Here is a 17,076-nt window from a genome sequence, read left to right on the forward strand (position 1 = left end):
GACGAGGACGACGAGGACGACGAGGACGACGAGGACGACGAGGACGACGAGGACGATGAGAGATAGGGCGGTCAGCCGATGAGACTCGGCCTCAACCTCGGCTACTGGGGGCCCGGCAGCGCACCCACCGACCTCATCGAGAACGCCGCGCTGGCCGATAGGCTCGGCTTCGACAGCGTGTGGGCCGCCGAGGCGTACGGCTCCGACGCGGTCACGGTCCTGTCGTGGGTGGGAGCGCGCACCGAGCGGGTCAAGCTCGGCAGCGCGGTACTGCAGATCCCCGCGCGAACACCCGCCATGACGGCGATGACGGCAGCAACCCTCGACACGCTCTCCGGCGGACGCTTCCAGCTCGGGCTCGGCGTCTCGGGGCCGCAGGTGAGCGAGGGCTGGCACGGTGTACGGTTCGAGGCCCCGCTGGCCCGGACCAGGGAGTACGTGGAGGTCGTGCGGATGGTCCTGGCCCGTCAGACGGTCGAGCACTCGGGCCGGTTCTGGAGCCTCCCGCTGCCGGACGGCCCAGGAAAGGCGCTGCGCCTGACCATCCGCGGGCACCGGGCCGATCTGCCGCTCTACCTCGCGGCGGTCGGTCCGAAGAACCTCCAGCTGACCGGCGAGATCGCCGACGGGTGGCTCGCCATCTTCTACAGCCCGGAACACTCGGGCGACCTGCTCGCCGCAGTCGAGAAGGGGCGGCGCGCCTCCGGTCGCGCCGAGCCGACCGCGCCGATGTCCGGGTTCGACGTCGTCGCGACCGTGCCGGTCGTGCTCCACGACGACCTCGAGCGCGCGGCCGAGGCCGTGCGGCCCTACTGCGCGCTGTACGTCGGCGGGATGGGCTCCCGGGAGAAGAACTTCTACAACCGGCTCGCCTGCCGGATGGGCTACGAGGAGCAGGCCGCCCGCATCCAGGACCTCTTCCTGGCCGGCCGGCACCGGGAGGCAGCGGCCGCCGTCCCGTTCGAGTTCATCGACGAGACGGCGCTCATCGGCCCGGCCGACCGGATCGCCTCACGGATCGGCCGCTACGCCGACGCCGGTGTCACGACGCTCGCGGTAGCGCCCCACGCACCCACCGGAGAGGGCCAGCGCGCCGTCCTGGCGGCGCTGGCCGAGATGGTGCCGGGCACCGACTAGGCTTCCCGACTGGCCCGTCCGCCGACCTGCGCCGTGGCCGCCTCCACGAGACCGACGACCGATTGGGCGGAAGACGCGTGCCTGACCTCAGCTACCTCGATGCGATCATCCTCGGCGTCGTCGAGGGAGTGACGGAGTACCTGCCGGTCTCCTCGACCGGCCACCTGACGATCACCGAGAAGCTGCTCGGGCTGCAGGTCGACGACCCGGCCGTCACGGCATACACCGCGATCATCCAGCTCGGTGCGATCCTCGCCACGCTCCTCTACTTCTGGCGCGACATCGTGCGGTTCGCGATGGCCTGGTTCCGTGGCCTGGCGCGGGAGCAGGCCCGGCGAGACCCCGACTACGGGCTCGCGTGGGCGGTCGTCATCGGGTCGATCCCCCTCGGCATCGTCGGGTTCCTCGCCAGGGACGTCATCGCGGGCCCCCTGCGCAGCCTCTGGGTCGTCGCCGCGGCCCTCGTCCTGTGGTCGGTCGTCATGGTGGTCGCCGAGCGGATGCACACGAGGCTCGACCGGCGCGGCGTGGTGCGCGGCGAGCACTCGGTGACCCCCCTCGACGGACTCGTCATCGGCCTGGTCCAGTGCTTCTCGCTCGTGCCCGGCGTATCCAGGTCCGGCGCGACGATCTCGGCCGGTCTCGCCCGCGGCATCGACCGCGTCACCGCGACCCGGCTCAGCTTCTTCCTCGCCATCCCGGCGCTGACGGCCGCAGGCCTCTTCCAGGCGGTCGAGGAGCGCGCCCAGCTGACGAGCTTCGGTGTCGGCCAGATGCTCGTGGGCGTGGTCGTGGCCTTCGTCGTCGCCTACGCGTCGATCGCCTGGCTGCTCCGCTTCGTGGCGAGCAACAGTCTGCTCGCCTTCGTCTGGTACCGGGTCGTGCTCGGCGCGGTGCTCGTGCTTGCCCTGGCTGGCGGGTGGATGAGCGCGACCTGAGCGGCCGCGCCCGCGCACCACTTCAGAGCCAGCCGGAGCGTTTGAACGCCCGGTAGAGAACGATGCAGATGGCGACCATGACGCCGAGCACGACGAAGTAGCCCGGGTAGAGCTCGTGACCGCCCACCGTGACGTGCCAGCTCAGCTCGGGCATGAAGTCGAAGTTCATCCCGTAGATCCCGGCGATCATGGTCGGCACCGCGGCCATGGCGACCCAGGCCGAGATCCGGCGCATGTCCTCGTTCTGCTTGACGGACACCCCGGCCAGGTGGGCACTGAGCATGTCGGTCAGCAGCCGGTCGTAGGCGTCGGTGTGGTCGACGACCTGACGCAGATGGTCCATGACGTCCCGAAAGAGGTGGTGCAGGTCGGGCTCGAAGGTCCGGCCGGCGCCGCGGCCCAGGAACTCCTCCAGCGCCTCGGCGAGGGGGCCGGCCGCCCGCCGGAACTCGAGCACCTCCCGCTTGAGCCGGTAGATGACGTTGGCGTCCCCTCCGGCGGAGCTGCCGAAGACGGCCTGCTCGATCTGTTCGAGGTCGCGCCGCAACTCCTGGTCCACTCGTCGGTAGTTGTCGACGACCGAGTCGATGACCGCGTGCAGGACGCCGTTGGCATCGAAGCGCAACCGGTCCGGGTCGCTCTCGAGCGCATGCCGCACCCCGGCCAGCGGGTTGCCCTCGCCGCGCCGTACCGTCACGACGAACCGGTTGCCGATGAAGAGCATCAGCTCGCCCGTCTCGATGTCGCTCGTCTCGTCGAGGTAGCGCAGGGTCTTGAGCACCACGAAGAGGGAGGACTCGTACTGCTCCAGCTTGGCGCGCTGGCGGCCCTTGACCGCGTCCTCGACGGCGAGCGGGTGCAGGTGCAGCTTGCGGTTGACGAGGGCGAACTCCTCTGCGGTCGGGTCCTTGAGCCCGATCCAGAGGAACCCGTCCTCACCGTGTTGCAGCCGGTCGAGCTCGTCACCGAGGTCGGTGCACGGATGCCGCTGCCCGTCCCGGTAGATGGCCTGGTCGACGATCACCCCCCTACCTCACCACGTCCGGGCTGCTCGCGCGCGGCCCGGCGGCTGTGTCTACGCTGGCGAGGTGCCCACCGTCCTCTACGTCCGCCACGGACGCTCGAGCGCCAACACGGCCGGGACGCTCGCCGGCTGGATGCCCGGGGTGTTCCTCGACGAGGCCGGAGCGAGCCAGGCCGAGGCGGTCGGCAGACGGATCGCCGGTGCGGGTCTCACGGTGAGCCGGATCGTCAGCTCCCCCCTGGACCGGTGCGTCCAGACCGGGGACCGGATCGCCGCCGCCCTCGGACCGGTGCCGCGCAGCATCCACGAGGGACTGGGGGAGTGCCGCTACGGCGCATGGACCGGTCGGGCCCTGGCGGAGCTCGCCCGGGACGAGTTGTGGAGGGTGGTACAGGACCGGCCGAGCGAGGCAGCGTTCCCGAGCTCCGCGGCATACCCTGGAGAGTCGCTGGTGCAGATGCAGTCGCGCGCGCTGCGTGCCGTCCGGGAGACCGACGATCACGTCGCGAACGAGCATGGCCCCCACGCCGTCTGGGTCGCGATCTCGCACGGCGACGTCATCAAGTCCCTGCTCGCGCACGCCGTCGGAGCGCACCTCGACGACTTCCAGCGCATCCAGGTCGACCCGGGGTCGGTCAGCGTCGTGCACTACACCAGCCGCCGGCCGATCGTCCTGAGGGTCAACGACACGGGCGGCGACCTGGGTGGGCTGCGGCCCGCGGAGGCAGCAGTGACCGCAGCCGGTGACGCCGTCGTCGGCGGTGGGGCCGGGAGCGTCGGGATAGGGTCGAATCCATGACGCTGCACGACTTCGACCCGGCTCTGCGCTTCGTCGCAGGAACGGTCGGCCCGGTCGGCCAGCGGGCGTTCTACCTCCAGGCGACCGACGGCACGCAGCTGCTCACGGTGGGTCTCGAGAAGCAGCAGGTCGAGATCCTCGCCGACCGCATCAACGACGTGCTCGACCAGCTCGCACCGACCGAGGCAGCCGAGCCGGGAGCGCCCGGCGGCGCGACCGAGGACGCGGAGCCACTCGTGACGCCCTTCGACGAGGACTGGCGCGTCCAGACGCTGGCGCTCTCCTGGGACGACGAGCGCCACCTGATGGTCATCGAGTGCCACGACCACGACCCGGACGACTTCCCGGAGGACGACGGCGCGGCAGCCGCCCTCGACCGCAACTCGCTGCGGGTGACACTGGCGCCGGCAGCCGCCCGCGCCTTCGCCCGCCGCGGTGCCGCCCTCGTCTCGGCCGGCCGGCCCCCGTGCCCCTTCTGCGGAGGGCCACTGGACCCTGAGGGCCACATCTGCCCGCGGGCCAATGGCTACAAGCGCTGAGCCGGGCGACGCCCAGCCGACCAGGCCGGATGACCCGGACCTCACCGCAGACCTCGAGGTCGTCGGTCGGGTCGCCCAGTCGTCCAACCGGGCCCTGCTCTGCCGGCTCGCGGGCACCGGTCACCACGTGATCTACAAGCCCATCCGTGGCGAGCGGCCGCTCTGGGACTTCCCCGACGGTACGCTCGCCGGCCGTGAGGTCGCGGCCCACCTCGTGTCTCGGCTCGGGGGCTGGGATCTCGTACCGCCGACGATCCTCCGGGAGGGGCCGCTCGGGCCCGGCTCGGTCCAGCTGTGGATCGGGGATCCCTTCGACCCGGTCGACGACGAGACGGTTGTCAGCGTCGTGCCCGCAGGCCGGGTGCCTGCCGGGTGGCTCGAGGTGTTCGACGGGGAGACCACGACTGGTCAGCAGGTCGCGGTCGTGCACGTCGACCTGCCGGAGGTCCGCTCGCTCGCCGTGCTCGACGCGGTGCTCAACAACTCCGACCGCAAGGGCTCGCACTGCCTCCGCGACGACACCGGCCGGCTCTGGGCGATCGACCACGGCGTCTGCTTCCACACCGAGCCGAAGCTGCGCACCGTCCTGTGGGGGTGGGCCGGCGAGCCCATCCCGGACGGCGACCTGCAGCGGCTGGCCCGCCTCGAGGACGCGCTGCACCTCGAGGCCCTGGCGACTGCGCTCGGGATCCTGCTGCCGGCCGATGACGTGCTCGCCCTCGGTCGGCGCACGCGCGGGCTGCTGCGCTCCCGGCGGCACCCACAGCCCTCGGGTGGGTGGCCGTCGGTGCCCTGGCCGCCGCTCTGACCCGCTCCGGCCGGCCCCGGGCACGAGGCCCCGAGGCTCGGGGGCGGGGGCAGTCCTGACCCCGCCGCCGGATAGGCTGCCGGGGTGAAGTCGTGGCCGTCGCCGAGCATCCCCAACCTCCCCGGGCGTGCTCCACGAGTCCTCGTCCGCGACACGGCCACCGGATCACAGCTGCCTGCCGCGCAGGGCGACACCGCCACCGTCTACGTCTGTGGGATCACGCCCTACGACGCCACCCACATGGGCCATGCGGCCACGTACGTCACGTTCGACCTGCTCGGCCGGGTGCTGCGCGACTCCGGCGTCGCGGTGTCCTTCGTGCAGAACATCACCGATATCGACGACCCGCTGCTCGAGCGGGCCGCGCGTGACGGCCTCGACTGGCGTGACCTCGCGGTCCGCGAGATCGACCTGTTCCGTGAGGACATGCAGGCCCTGGCCGTCATCGCCCCCGACGCCTACCTGGGCGCCGTGGAATGCATCCCCGGCTTCATCGCCCCGATCGAGGCACTCGTCGCCCGGGGGGCGGCCTATCCGGTGGCAGCGTCGGACGCTCGGCTCGAGGGAGCCTGCGACTACTACTTCGACGTCACCAGCGACCCGACGTTCGGTTCCGTCGGCCACTACGACGACGCGACGATGCTCGCGCTCTCGGCCGAGCGCGGCGGGGACCCCGACCGGGCCGGCAAGCGTGGCCCACTGGACCCGCTGCTGTGGCGCGCAGCCCGGATCGGCGAGCCCGAGTGGGACGGCGCCTCGTTGGGGCCGGGGCGGCCGGGGTGGCACATCGAGTGCGCCTGCATCGCGATGGATCGGCTCGGCATCCCGATCGACGTGCAGGGCGGCGGGAGCGACCTGATCTTCCCGCACCACGAGATGAGCGCCTCGCACGCGAAGGTCCTGGCGCAGGAGGAGACGTTCGCCCGCGCGTACGTGCACCAGGGCATGGTCGGGCTGGACGGAGAGAAGATGAGCAAGTCCAAGGGCAACCTCGTGCTCGTCTCGGCCCTTCGCCGCAGCGGAACCGACCCGATGGCGATCCGCCTCGCCCTGCTGGAGCACCACCACCTGGACGACTGGATGTGGACCGATGAGGTGCTCGAGCAGGGGGTCCAGCGCCTGCGGCGGTGGCGCGAGGCGCTGGCGGCCGGGCGCGGCCCGGACGCGGACCAGACGGTGCGCGAGATCCGGGTGGCCCTGGCCGAGGATCTCGACAGCCCACGGGCGCTGGCCGCGGTGGACCGGTGGGCCTGCCGGGCGCTGAGGGACGGTGGCACGGATCCGGACGCGTCCCGGTTGCTGCGCAGCGCGGTCGATGCGCTGCTCGGGATCCGGCTCTGACCCGGACGCGTTCCTGGGAACGGGCCGCGGTCAGGTCGCCGACCCGGCCGCCAGCACGTCGAGCAGGGCTGTCCCATCAGGCGCACCCAGTCCGGTACACGGGTCCCAGCCGGGCCCTGCGTGGTATGCCCCGTTCGTGCCGCTCGTGATGTCGCGGAAGCCGGGCTGGGCCATCCCCGGCCGGACCCCCTCGTACAGCCGTGCGGCGACGAGCCCGAGCGGGCGATCAAGCGACTGGGCCAGGCGGCATACCAAGGCCGCCCACAAGGGCGCGACCGCGCTCGTCCCTCCGTAGACGGCATCGGTTCCGTCGATGTAGACCCGATACCCCGTGGCAGGGTCGGCGTCGCCGGCGACGTCGGGGACCCCGCGGCCGTGGACCGACGACGCGGCCTGCGCACCGTCCTGCCAGCCGGGCTGCGGGAAGGTGTCGCTGGTTCCGCCCCCCGTCGCGCCCCGGCCTGGACCGTCGTTCCACACGGTCTCGCTCGTCACGGCGCCGGTCGCCGGGTCTGCGACCAGGCTGGTCCCACCGCACGCCAGGACGTGCGGGCTCGAGGCCGGGAAGTCGACGTGCACCCCCGTGCCGGCCGTGTTGTCGGCGCTGCCGTGGTCACCCGCAGCGGCGGTGACGGTGATGCCCAGCGCCGCCGCATCGGCGAAGGCATCGTCCATCGCGGCTCGGGCCTGTGGCGTCCACTGGTCCTCACCCTGCCCCCAGCTGATGCTCATCGCCGTGGGCGCAGGAGTTGCGCGGGCCGCGGTGCTCACGGCATCGAGGAAGCCCGCGTCGGTGTTCGGAGCGAAGTAGACCACCAGCGAGGCCCGCGCAGCGATGGCCCCGGCCACCTCGATGTCGAGCACGACCTCGCCGTCGGCGCTGTTCGGGTCCCCGCTGGGCGCGTTCGTCGCTCCGTCGACCCCGACAGCCGTCACCTGAGGCATCGGCGTGGCGAGCCCGTCGAAGTAGTGCGCGAGGTCGCTGACCCGGTAGCCCCCACCCAACTCGATGATGGCCAGAGTCTGCGCGGACCCGTCGGTCCCGGATGGCATCCGGTAGATCCTCGCGAGATCGAGCGGCGTGTAGCTCGTCCCCGGGGCACTCGCCCTGGTACCGGGCGAGACGGACATGCCGGGGCGGAACTGGGTCTGCGCCTGGGGCCGCGTGTCGAGACCGAGGACCGCCGTCAGGACACCGTCGAGCTCCGCCGGCACGTTGATCGCCCCGGTGCGCATCCGGACCTGCCGGATAGTGCCCTCGTGCTCGACGTGGGCGCGCGTGAGGGTGGTGCCGAAGAGCGCCTCGAGGTCGGCGGTTGCGCCGGAGACCCGCATCCGGCGGGTTGCCCGGTCGGTGCCGATGACGGTGGCGCCCGCGCGAGTGACCGTGTCGGTCACGAGTGCGACGTCGGCCGGGTCTGCCCCGTATCTCGTCTCGAGCTCCTCGAGGGTCAGCCGTGCACTCCTCGCCGGGTCGGGCAGATCGGCACGTCGGCGCAGGACCAGCGTGACCTCCACCTGCTCGTCGCGGGCGATGCGGCCGAGCAGACGAGTCGACTCGGGCAGGGCGCGGGAACTGCCCGGAACCGGGATCCTGTCTCTGGGCATGTCTGGCTCCTTTCAGCGGCCCGCATCGTCGTCACGCCCGCGCAGGTACCGCTCGAACTCGCGCGCGATGGCGTCACCGCTGGCCTCGGGCAGGTCGGCGGTGTCCTGGGCTTCCTCGAGTGACTGGACGTACTCGGCGACCTCGTCCTCGGTGCGGGCCAGCTCGTCGACACCCCGCTCCCAGGCATGCGCGTCCTCCTCGAGGTCGCCGTGCGGCACCCGCATCCCGAGCAGCGACTCGACCCGCTTGAGCAGGCTCAGGGTTGCCTTCGGCGACGGCGGACCGCCGGCGTAGTGGGGCACGGCCGCCCACGCGGACAGCGAAGGGATCGCCAGCTCGCCCGCCATGTGGGTCAACACGCCGACGATCCCGGTCGGGCCCTCGTAGCGGCTCGCCTCGACGTCGAAGCGCTGCCGGACCGAGTCGTCCTCGGCTGTCGCGGTCACCGGGATCGGTCGGGTGTGCGGCACCTCGGCCAGGAGTGCGCCGATCGTGACGATCGCCTGCACCCCGAGCTGGTCGGCGAGCTCGAGCAGCTCGACGCAGAAGGCCCGCCACCGGGTGGACGGCTCGATGCCCTGCACGAGCACGACGTCGTGGTCGAACCCGGTCTCGGTCGCCACCAGGATCCGTGTCGTCGGCCAGACCAGGACGCGCCGCCCGTCCTCGGTCACGACTCGCGGCCGGTTGACCTGGAAGTCGTAGTAGTCCTCGGGGTCGAATGCCGCGACGACCTCGGCATCCCATGACTCGGCGAGGTGGCGGACCGTGGCGGTGGCGGCCTCGCCGGCGTCGTTCCATCCCTCGAAGGCCGCGATCAGGATCGGGTCGTGCAGCTGCGGCAGCTCCTCGAAGTCGAGCACCTGGTCTCCTTGACGGCGGTCGTGGCCGGCGCGTCGACCACGTCTCCAGCCTATGCCGGTCCGCACCGCTGAGCCGGGCGCGGCGGGCGTGTCACGTCCGAGTCGCCCACGCGGGTTCACGGTCGGCCACGGGCCCGCACGGGAGGTTTCGTAGAATCAGGCGTCCCCCCCGTCCTCACCCGCTGTGCCAGCAGCCCAGAGAGGAGCTCCGTTGCCGGACTCCAGCCTGCCCCGACCCGACGCCACCGCAGCGCTCACGGAGGCGCTTCGCGACCGCATCCTCGTCATCGACGGGGCCATGGGGACGATGATCCAGCAAGAGACACCGGGGGAGCGGGAGTGGCGCGGCGAGCGGTTCGCCGACTGGCCGGTCGACGTCAAGGGCAACAGCGACCTGCTCGTGCTGACCCAGCCCGACCTGATCCGCGGGGTGCACCGGCAGTACCTCGAGGCAGGGGCCGACATCGTCGAGACGAACACCTTCAGCGCGACCCGGGTCGCCCAGGCCGACTTCCGCACCGAGCGCCTCGCCTACGAGCTCAACCTCGAGGGTGCGCGCCTCGCCCGTGCGGCCGTCGACGAGTTCGCCACCGCTGCCCGCCCGCGGTGGGTCGCCGGGGCGATCGGCCCGACGAACCGGACCGCCTCGATCTCGCCCGACGTCAACGACCCCGGTGCGCGCAACGTCTCCTTCGACGATCTCGTCGGGGCCTACCACGAGCAGGCCTCGGGGCTGGTCGACGGCGGCGCCGACCTTCTGCTCGTCGAGACGATCTTCGACACCCTCAACGCGAAGGCCGCGATCTTCGCCCTCGAGACCCTCTTCGAGGAGCGGAGCAGACGGTGGCCGGTCGTCATCTCCGGGACGATCACCGACGCATCCGGCCGGACGCTGTCGGGGCAGGTGACCGAGGCGTTCTGGAACTCCGTGCGCCACGTGGAACCCGTCGCGATCGGCTTCAACTGCGCGCTCGGGGCCAAGGACCTCCGGCCGTATGTCGCCGAGCTGGCGACGCTGTCCGACACCTTCGTCTCGGCGTACCCGAACGCCGGGCTGCCCAACGCGTTCGGTGAGTACGACGAGGCCCCCGACACCATGGCGGCCACGATCGGCGAGTTCGCCCGCAGCGGCCTGGTCAACATCGTCGGTGGCTGCTGCGGCACGACACCGGCACACATCGAGGCGATCGCCCACGCGACCGAGGGCGTGGCCCCGCGGGTGCCCGGCACGCCGGCGCCGGCGATGCGGCTCTCGGGACTCGAGCCGCTGACGATCAGGCCGGACAGCCTCTTCGTCAACATCGGCGAGCGCACGAACATCACCGGGTCGGCCCGGTTCCGGGGCCTGATCAAGAACGGCGACTACGACACGGCGCTGTCCGTGGCGGCCCAGCAGGTCGAGAACGGCGCACAGGTCATCGACGTCAACATGGACGAGGGGATGATCGACGGGGTCGTAGCGATGGACCGCTTCCTCAAGCTCGTCGCGAGCGAGCCGGACATCAGCCGGGTCCCGGTCATGGTCGACTCCTCGAAGTGGGAGGTCATCGAGGCCGGGCTCAAGTGCATCCAGGGCAAGCCGATCGTCAACTCGATCTCGATGAAGGAGGGCGAGGAGATCTTCGTCGAGCAGGCCCGGCTGGTCCGCAAGTACGGCGCGGCCGCGGTCGTCATGGCCTTCGACGAGCAGGGCCAGGCCGACAACCTGCAGCGGCGCACGCAAGTGTGCGCCCGCGCCTACCGGATCCTCACCGAGCAGGTCGGCTTCCCCCCGGAGGACATCATCTTCGACCCCAACGTCTTCGCGATCGCGACCGGCATCGAGGAGCACGCCTCGTACGGCCGGGACTTCATCGAGGCGACCCGTTGGATCAAGGCCAACCTGCCCGGGGCGCACGTGTCCGGGGGCATCTCCAACGTGTCGTTCTCGTTCCGCGGCAACAACCCGGTCCGCGAGGCGATCCACGCGGTCTTCCTCTACCACGCCGTCGCGGCGGGTCTCGACATGGGGATCGTCAACGCCGGTGCGCTCGCCGTCTACGACGAGGTCGACGCCGAGCTGCGTGAGCGGATCGAGGACGTCGTGCTCGCGCGCCGGACCGACGCGGGCGAGCGGCTGCTGGAGATCGCGGAGCGCTACAACCGCACCGGCGACACACCGGAGACCGCCGACGAGGAATGGCGCGCCCTGCCGGTCCGCGAACGCATCACGCACGCCCTCGTCAAGGGCATCGACACGCACGTCGAGGCGGACACCGAGCAGCTGCGCAGCGAGATCGATGACGCGGGGGGCCGTCCGATCGAGGTCATCGAAGGCCCCCTGATGGACGGCATGAACGTCGTGGGCGACCTGTTCGGCGCGGGCAAGATGTTCCTGCCCCAGGTGGTCAAGAGCGCCCGGGTCATGAAGAAGGCCGTCGCGTACCTCATCCCCTTCATCGAGGAGGAGAAGGCCAAGAACCCCGAGGTTGCCACGCAGAAGGACACGAACGGCACGATCGTGATGGCCACCGTCAAGGGCGACGTCCACGACATCGGCAAGAACATCGTCGGCGTCGTCCTGTCGTGCAACAACTACGAGGTCATCGACCTCGGGGTGATGGTGCCGGCCCAGAAGATCCTCGCCGCCGCCGAGGAACACGCGGCCGACCTGATCGGGCTCTCGGGGCTCATCACGCCTTCGCTGGACCAGATGGCCTCGTTCGCCGGCGAGATGCAGCGGACCGGGATGACGATCCCGCTGCTCATCGGCGGAGCCACCACGTCCCGGGCCCACACAGCCGTGCGCATCGACGGCCGCTACGACGGCCCCGTCGTCTGGGTCAAGGACGCCTCGCGCTCGGTCCCGACCGCGGCGGCACTGCTCAGCGACGAACGGCGCCCGGACCTGCTCGCATCCATCAAGACGGACTACGACGCCCTGCGCGCCCGCCATGCGGCCAAGCAGGACCGGCCCCTGCTCACCCTCGGACAGGCCCGGGAGGGCCGCACCCCGATCGACTGGTCCGACTACCGCCCGCCGCGCCCGCACCTGCTGCTGCGCCAGGACCAGGACGTCTCACCGATCACCGGCCGGCGCGGCGCCTCCCAGCACGTCCGGGTCTTCCATCGCTACCCGCTCGACGAGATCCGTCGGTACATCGACTGGCAGCCGTTCTTCAACGCCTGGGAGATGAAGGGATCTTTCCCCGACATCCTCAACAACCCGGCCAGTGGACCCGCTGCCCGCAAGCTGTACGAGGACGCCCAGGCGCTGCTCGACCAGGTGATCGGCGAGGGCTGGCTGCAGGCCAACGCGGTCATCGGGCTGTTCCCGGCCAACTCCGTGGGCGACGACGTCGAGGTGTACCTCGACGAGACCCGGGGCGAACCACACGCCATCCTGCGCAACCTGCGTCAGCAGGGCCAGCACCGCGAGGGCATCCCGAACCGCTCGCTCGGCGACTTCGTCGCCCCCAGGCAGAGCGGCATCCGCGACTACGTCGGTGGCTTCGCCGTCACCGCCGGCCTGGGCGCGCAGGACCGGGTCGCGGCCTACCGCGCCGATCTCGACGACTACAACGCCATCCTCATCGAGGCGGTCGCGGACCGGCTGGCTGAGGCGTTCGCCGAGCGGATGCACGAACGGGTCCGCAAGGAGTTCTGGGGCTATGCCCCCGACGAGCACCTGACCAACGAGCACCTGATCAAGGAGCAGTATGTCGGCGTGCGGCCCGCCCCCGGTTACCCGGCCTGCCCGGAGCACTCCGAGAAGCAGACCCTCTGGGAGCTGCTCGACGTGCACGCGAACACCGGTATCGAGCTGACCGACGCGATGGCCATGTGGCCGGGCGCATCCGTCTCGGGCTGGTACTTCTCGCACCCGCAGTCGCAGTACTTCGTCGTGGGCCGCCTGGGGCGCGACCAGGTGGCCGACTACGCCGACCGCAAGGGCTGGACTCTGGCGGAGGCCGAGCGCTGGCTGTCGGCGAGCCTTGCCTACGACCCGGAGGACTGACCGTGGGCACCCAGGGCCTCCCGTCCGCCGTGCTGTGGGACATGGACGGCACCCTCGTCGACACCGAGCCGTACTGGATGCGTGCCGAACATGAGCTCGTCGCCGAGTACGGCGGTGTCTGGACCGACGAGGACGCCGCGTCGCTCGTCGGCAACGCTCTCGAGGTGTCGGCCGGGATGATCCTGCAACGGACCGGGCTACGGCTCACCGTCTCCGATGTGGTCCACGCCCTGCTCGCCCGGGTCATCGAGCAGGTCCGCGTCACGGTGCCGTGGCGACCGGGTGCCCGGGAGCTGCTCGAGGACCTGGGCCGGGCCGGAGTGCCCTCGGTCCTGGTCACGATGTCGTGGCGGTCACTCGCTGACACGGTCGTCGGCCGGCTTCCGACCGGGTCCTTCCGCGGCATGGTGACGGGCGACCAGGTGCATCGAGGCAAGCCCGACCCCGAGGCCTACCTGACCGCCGCCCGCCTGCTCGACGTGCCGCCGGCGGCCTGTGTCGCGCTCGAGGACTCACCCTCCGGCGTCCGCTCGGCTACGGCAGCGGGCGTGCCCACCCTGGCTATTCCCCATGTGGTGCCGGTGCCGCAGGTGGTAGGGGCGGTGCAGATCCCCACACTGGCGGGCGTGGGCCCGGCGGACCTGCTCACCCTTCTCGACGGCGCGACCCCGGGCCGGACGCCGGCTCGGTGAGTGCCGGGTCCGCCGCCCGGACAGGCCGCCACGTGGTGTCCCGGCCGTCCTGGCCGGGCCCGAGCCCGCCGGGACGGTCAGCCAGCGCTCTCGAGCGCGCCCGAGTCAGCCGGGTCGAGGGCGCGGGTTGCGGCATCGTCGGGCAGCGGTGGCGGGGTGCCGCCCCAAGCCGGGCAGATCGCCCGATACTCGCACCAGTCGCAGAGCCGGCCCGGGCTCGGTTGCCAGTCGCCGGTCCGGGCGGCGTGCTCGATCGCGGCCCACAGGGCGCGGATCTTGCGCTCCACGCCCGCCAGATCCTGCTCGTCGGGGACATGGCGGAGCACTTCGCCGTTGCCGAGATAGACCAGCTGGAGCATCCTCGGGATCTCGCCGCGCTGCCTCCACAGGACGAGCGCGTAGAACTTCATCTGGAAGAGGGCCTTGGCCTCGAACCGCTCGGACGGGGACCTGCCGGTCTTGTAGTCGACCACGCGCATGGCGCCGTCGGGTGCCAGGTCGAGCCGGTCGACGTATCCGCGCAGCACGAGGCCGTCGAGGTCGGTCTCGACGTACAGCTCTCGCTCGGCCGGCTCGAGCCGGGTGGGGTCCTCCAGGCCGAACCAGGTCTGCAGGAGCGCGCCTGCCCCACCGAACCAGTCGCCGGAGTGGGCGCGTGACGCGCTTGCCGAGTTGCTGCCCCCACCGTGCTCGACGAGCAGGTCGGCCAGATCGGGCTCCTCGAGCACGAGCCGTCGCCACTGCCCCGGGACGAGGCCCAGGGCTGCCTCCAGGGTGCGCTCGGCTCTCGGCAGGTCGAAGAGCCGCTCGAGCACCGCGTGCACCAAGGTGCCCCGGGCCGCTGCCACCGTCGGCGGCGAGGGGAGCCGGTCGATGACGCGGAAGCGGTAGCGCATCGGACAGGCCATGAAGTCCGACGCCCGGCTGGGTGACAGGGCTGCGACCATGCGCCGACTGTACGACCCGGCAACGACAGTGCCGCTCCGTTGCTCGGTGTGTTCGTCCCAGCCGGTGTCGTAGTGTCCCACTCATGACCACACCGCCCGGCGCGTCCCGTTCGCCGCACGGCTGGCGGATGGGATCGCTCGGCGGCACCCCGGTCTACCTGGGCCGGTCCTGGCCGATCATCGCGGTCGTCATCGTCGTGCTGTTCGGGCCCCGACTCGGTGACGTGGGTCGCGGTCCCGCCTACGGTTACCTCGTCGCGCTCGGCTACGCCGTGCTGCTGCTCGTCTCGGTCCTCGTCCACGAGGCGGCCCACGCGCTGGCCGCCCGGTGGAGCGGCCACCCGGTCGACCGCATCGTCGCCGACGTGTGGGGCGGGCACACCGTGTACGACGCGACGCGCTCGCACCCGGGCGCGACCGCCGTCATCGCCGTTGTCGGTCCGCTCGCGAACCTGGCTCTGGCCGCCCTCGGGTACGTCCTGCTGCCCTTGGTCAGGGGCGACACCGCGCAGCTGCTCGTCGGGGTGGTCACCTGGGCGAACCTGCTCGTGGGCCTGTTCAACCTCCTTCCCGGCCTACCCCTCGACGGTGGACAGATCGTCAGCGCCCTCGTCTGGAAGGTGACCGGCCGCAAGGGCACCGGGCTCGTGGCGGCAGGGTGGCTCGGGCGGGTGCTCGCCGTGGGGGGCGTGGCCTACCTCGTCGGCGTGCCCCTCGCGCAGGGGCGTCAGCCCGACCTCACGACCCTCCTGTGGGCCGCCCTGATCGCCTTCTTCCTCTGGAAGGGTGCCTCCGACGCGATCCGCTCCGGCCACATCCACGAGGCCACGGCGGGCCCGGTCGACCCGGTCCTCGACCCCGCCGTGCTCGTGCCGACGTCGAGCACGGTCGCGCAGGCGGTCGCGACCGCGTCGGCGGGCGGACGACCCGTCGTCATCATCGGTACCGACAGCGCCGGCTGGCCCGTGGGAGTCGTACCGGGCTCGGCGCTCGCCGACATCCCGGAGTCACGACGCGGCACGACGAGCCTGTCCGCCGCCCTGCAGCCCGAGCAGCGCGACTGGGTCGTGGCCCTCCCGCCCGAGGCCGTGCTCACCGACCTCGTGCGGGCGATGGGGGAGCGGTCCCTCTCGATCGCCGTCGTGATCGACGAGCCGACCAGAGGCGTGCGGGGCGTCGCGCGCGCCGAGCGGGTGAACGAGGTCGTGGGCGCGGAGCTCGCCCGGCGCGGCCACCGCTGAGCGAGTCCATGGCGAGACACGGCGACACCTAGACTGTCCTGCCATGACGAGCCCGGCATCGCCCGCCCCCGACGAGCAGTCTCGCCACCGGCGCGGCGTGTTCGAGGTGGGCGAGCGGGTCCAGCTGACCGACCCCAAGGGGCGTCTGCACACGATCACCCTCGAACCGGGTCGTGAGTTCCACACGCACCGGGGCTACCTGCGTCACGACGACCTCGTCGGCCGGCCCGACGGGTCGGTCCTCAGCAACACGGCGGGCGTCGAGTACCTCGCCCTGCGCCCCCTGCTGGCCGACTACGTCATGTCGATGCCACGCGGCGCCGCGGTCGTCTACCCCAAGGACGCCGGCCAGATCGTCCAGATGGCCGACATCTTCCCCGGCGCGGTCGTCGTCGAGGCAGGAGTCGGGTCGGGGGCGCTGTCCATGTCCCTGCTCCGGGCGGTCGGTGCCTCCGGTCGGCTGTACAGCTTCGAGCGGCGCGAGGACTTCGCGGAGATCGCCCGGGCCAACGCCCGGGCCTTCTTCGGCGCAGACCACCCCGCCTGGTCGGTGCAGGTCGGCGACCTCGTCGACCGGCTCGCCGAGCACCTCGACCCCGGCACCGTCGACCGCGTCGTACTCGACATGCTCGCGCCGTGGGAGTGCCTCGAGGCCGTCGGGAATGTACTCACCCCCGGCGGGGTACTCATCTGTTATGTCGCAACGACGACCCAGCTCAGCAGGGTGGCCGAGGGGATCCGCGCCCACGGCGGGTTCACCGAGCCGAGCGCCTGGGAGTCGATCGTGCGCGGCTGGCACCTCGAGGGCCTGGCCGTCCGGCCGGAACACCGGATGCACGGTCACACCGGCTTCCTCATCACGACCCGGCGGCTGGCTCCGGGCGTCACCCCGCCGCAGCGCACGCGCCGTCCCGCCAAGGGCTCGCGCGCAGACTGTGCCGGTACCGCCGCCGGAGCCGCCGGTACCGCCGGAGCCAGTACCCCCGAAACCGCCGGCACCCCCGACCCCGACGCCACCGAGTGGACCCCGCAGGCTCTCGGCGAGCGGGTCAAGTCCGACAAACGGATTCGACGTCTGCGACGTTCGCTCACTGGAACATCCGACGGATAGACCGGATTCCGAGTTACTGTCGAAGGGTCA

Annotated in this window: 14 protein-coding genes; 10 read left to right on the plus strand and 4 right to left on the minus strand. The window is 71.6% G+C overall.

The features are described from left to right. Positions 1-78: 78 nt before the first annotated feature. Both L0H79_RS02770 and L0H79_RS02775 read left to right on the plus strand, forming a co-directional pair. A complete protein-coding gene (locus L0H79_RS02770) occupies positions 79-1,137 on the plus strand; it encodes an LLM class F420-dependent oxidoreductase (protein WP_301483017.1) in 1,059 nt (352 codons plus the stop codon). A gap of 77 nt (positions 1,138-1,214) precedes the next feature. Beyond that, positions 1,215-2,075, plus strand: coding sequence for an undecaprenyl-diphosphate phosphatase (locus L0H79_RS02775; protein ID WP_301483018.1), 861 nt, complete (start codon positions 1,215-1,217; stop codon positions 2,073-2,075). A gap of 22 nt (positions 2,076-2,097) precedes the next feature. Here the strand turns inward: L0H79_RS02775 and corA are convergent, their stop codons facing one another. Then, on the minus strand, positions 2,098-3,099 hold the full coding sequence (gene corA / locus L0H79_RS02780; protein WP_301483019.1) for a magnesium/cobalt transporter CorA: 1,002 nt from the start codon (positions 3,097-3,099) through the stop codon (positions 2,098-2,100). Between the two features lie 64 nt (positions 3,100-3,163). Here corA and L0H79_RS02785 point away from each other — a divergent pair, with 64 nt between their 5' ends. The 4 genes from L0H79_RS02785 to mshC all read left to right on the plus strand — a co-directional run bounded on the left by L0H79_RS02785 (position 3,164) and on the right by mshC (position 6,586). After that, on the plus strand, positions 3,164-3,898 hold the full coding sequence (locus L0H79_RS02785; RefSeq protein WP_301483020.1) for an MSMEG_4193 family putative phosphomutase: 735 nt from the start codon (positions 3,164-3,166) through the stop codon (positions 3,896-3,898). Continuing rightward, positions 3,895-4,437: a DUF3090 domain-containing protein gene (locus L0H79_RS02790; protein ID WP_301483021.1), complete on the plus strand. Its 543-nt coding sequence runs from the start codon at positions 3,895-3,897 to the stop codon at positions 4,435-4,437. The genes L0H79_RS02785 and L0H79_RS02790 overlap by 4 nt, the downstream gene beginning before the upstream one ends. After that, positions 4,421-5,245 carry an SCO1664 family protein gene (locus L0H79_RS02795; protein WP_301483022.1) on the plus strand — a complete coding sequence of 275 codons (825 nt, stop codon included), beginning with the start codon at positions 4,421-4,423 and terminating at the stop codon, positions 5,243-5,245. Before L0H79_RS02790 ends, L0H79_RS02795 begins: the two co-directional genes overlap by 17 nt. A gap of 84 nt (positions 5,246-5,329) precedes the next feature. Then, a complete protein-coding gene (gene mshC / locus L0H79_RS02800) occupies positions 5,330-6,586 on the plus strand; it encodes a cysteine--1-D-myo-inosityl 2-amino-2-deoxy-alpha-D-glucopyranoside ligase (protein ID WP_301483023.1) in 1,257 nt (418 codons plus the stop codon). A gap of 30 nt (positions 6,587-6,616) precedes the next feature. On the opposite strand, the gene L0H79_RS02805 is transcribed toward mshC, so the two are convergent. Both L0H79_RS02805 and L0H79_RS02810 read right to left on the minus strand, forming a co-directional pair. Then, positions 6,617-8,194, minus strand: coding sequence for a protease pro-enzyme activation domain-containing protein (locus L0H79_RS02805; RefSeq protein ID WP_301483024.1), 1,578 nt, complete (start codon positions 8,192-8,194; stop codon positions 6,617-6,619). A gap of 12 nt (positions 8,195-8,206) precedes the next feature. After that, positions 8,207-9,058 (minus strand): PAC2 family protein, encoded by an 852-nt coding sequence (locus L0H79_RS02810; protein ID WP_301483025.1) that lies wholly within the window; start codon positions 9,056-9,058, stop codon positions 8,207-8,209. 298 nt (positions 9,059-9,356) lie between these two features. On the opposite strand from L0H79_RS02810, the gene metH reads away from it, so the two are divergent. Together metH and L0H79_RS02820 are read left to right on the plus strand one after the other, a co-directional pair. Further along, complete coding sequence (metH, locus tag L0H79_RS02815) at positions 9,357-13,055, plus strand: methionine synthase (RefSeq protein ID WP_301483056.1); 3,699 nt, start codon at positions 9,357-9,359, stop codon at positions 13,053-13,055. Positions 13,056-13,057: 2 nt separating this feature from the next. Continuing rightward, positions 13,058-13,747, plus strand: coding sequence for an HAD family phosphatase (locus L0H79_RS02820; protein WP_301483026.1), 690 nt, complete (start codon positions 13,058-13,060; stop codon positions 13,745-13,747). A 77-nt stretch (positions 13,748-13,824) separates the two neighbouring features. Here L0H79_RS02820 and L0H79_RS02825 read toward each other — a convergent pair whose 3' ends face one another. Next, the gene (locus L0H79_RS02825) at positions 13,825-14,694 is read right to left on the minus strand and encodes a PD-(D/E)XK nuclease family protein (protein WP_301483027.1); all 870 of its coding nucleotides are present in this window, start codon (positions 14,692-14,694) and stop codon (positions 13,825-13,827) included. Between the two features lie 83 nt (positions 14,695-14,777). Here L0H79_RS02825 and L0H79_RS02830 point away from each other — a divergent pair, with 83 nt between their 5' ends. Together L0H79_RS02830 and L0H79_RS02835 are read left to right on the plus strand one after the other, a co-directional pair. After that, entirely contained in the window at positions 14,778-15,935 is a 1,158-nt protein-coding gene (locus L0H79_RS02830) for a site-2 protease family protein (RefSeq protein WP_301483028.1), read from the plus strand. Positions 15,936-15,978: 43 nt separating this feature from the next. Further along, positions 15,979-17,046 carry a tRNA (adenine-N1)-methyltransferase gene (locus L0H79_RS02835; RefSeq protein WP_301483029.1) on the plus strand — a complete coding sequence of 356 codons (1,068 nt, stop codon included), beginning with the start codon at positions 15,979-15,981 and terminating at the stop codon, positions 17,044-17,046. The last annotated feature ends 30 nt before the right edge of the window (positions 17,047-17,076 follow it).

The sequence above is a fragment of the Intrasporangium sp. genome (assembly GCF_030452765.1).
In the GTDB taxonomy this organism is placed as follows: Bacteria; Actinomycetota; Actinomycetes; order Actinomycetales; family Dermatophilaceae; genus Intrasporangium_A.

Bases quoted from the DNA above. Each gene is read 5' to 3' on its own strand.
- L0H79_RS02770 (WP_301483017.1), top strand. From the start codon at position 79: ATGAGACTCGGCCTCAACCTCGGCTACTGGGGGCCCGGCAGCGCACCC.
- L0H79_RS02790 (WP_301483021.1), top strand. From the start codon at position 3,895: ATGACGCTGCACGACTTCGACCCGGCTCTGCGCTTCGTCGCAGGAACG.
- L0H79_RS02795 (WP_301483022.1), top strand. From the start codon at position 4,421: ATGGCTACAAGCGCTGAGCCGGGCGACGCCCAGCCGACCAGGCCGGAT.
- L0H79_RS02805 (WP_301483024.1), bottom strand. From the start codon at position 8,194: ATGCCCAGAGACAGGATCCCGGTTCCGGGCAGTTCCCGCGCCCTGCCC.
- metH (WP_301483056.1), top strand. From the start codon at position 9,357: ATGGGGACGATGATCCAGCAAGAGACACCGGGGGAGCGGGAGTGGCGC.
- L0H79_RS02825 (WP_301483027.1), bottom strand. From the start codon at position 14,694: ATGGTCGCAGCCCTGTCACCCAGCCGGGCGTCGGACTTCATGGCCTGT.
- L0H79_RS02830 (WP_301483028.1), top strand. From the start codon at position 14,778: ATGACCACACCGCCCGGCGCGTCCCGTTCGCCGCACGGCTGGCGGATG.
- L0H79_RS02835 (WP_301483029.1), top strand. From the start codon at position 15,979: ATGACGAGCCCGGCATCGCCCGCCCCCGACGAGCAGTCTCGCCACCGG.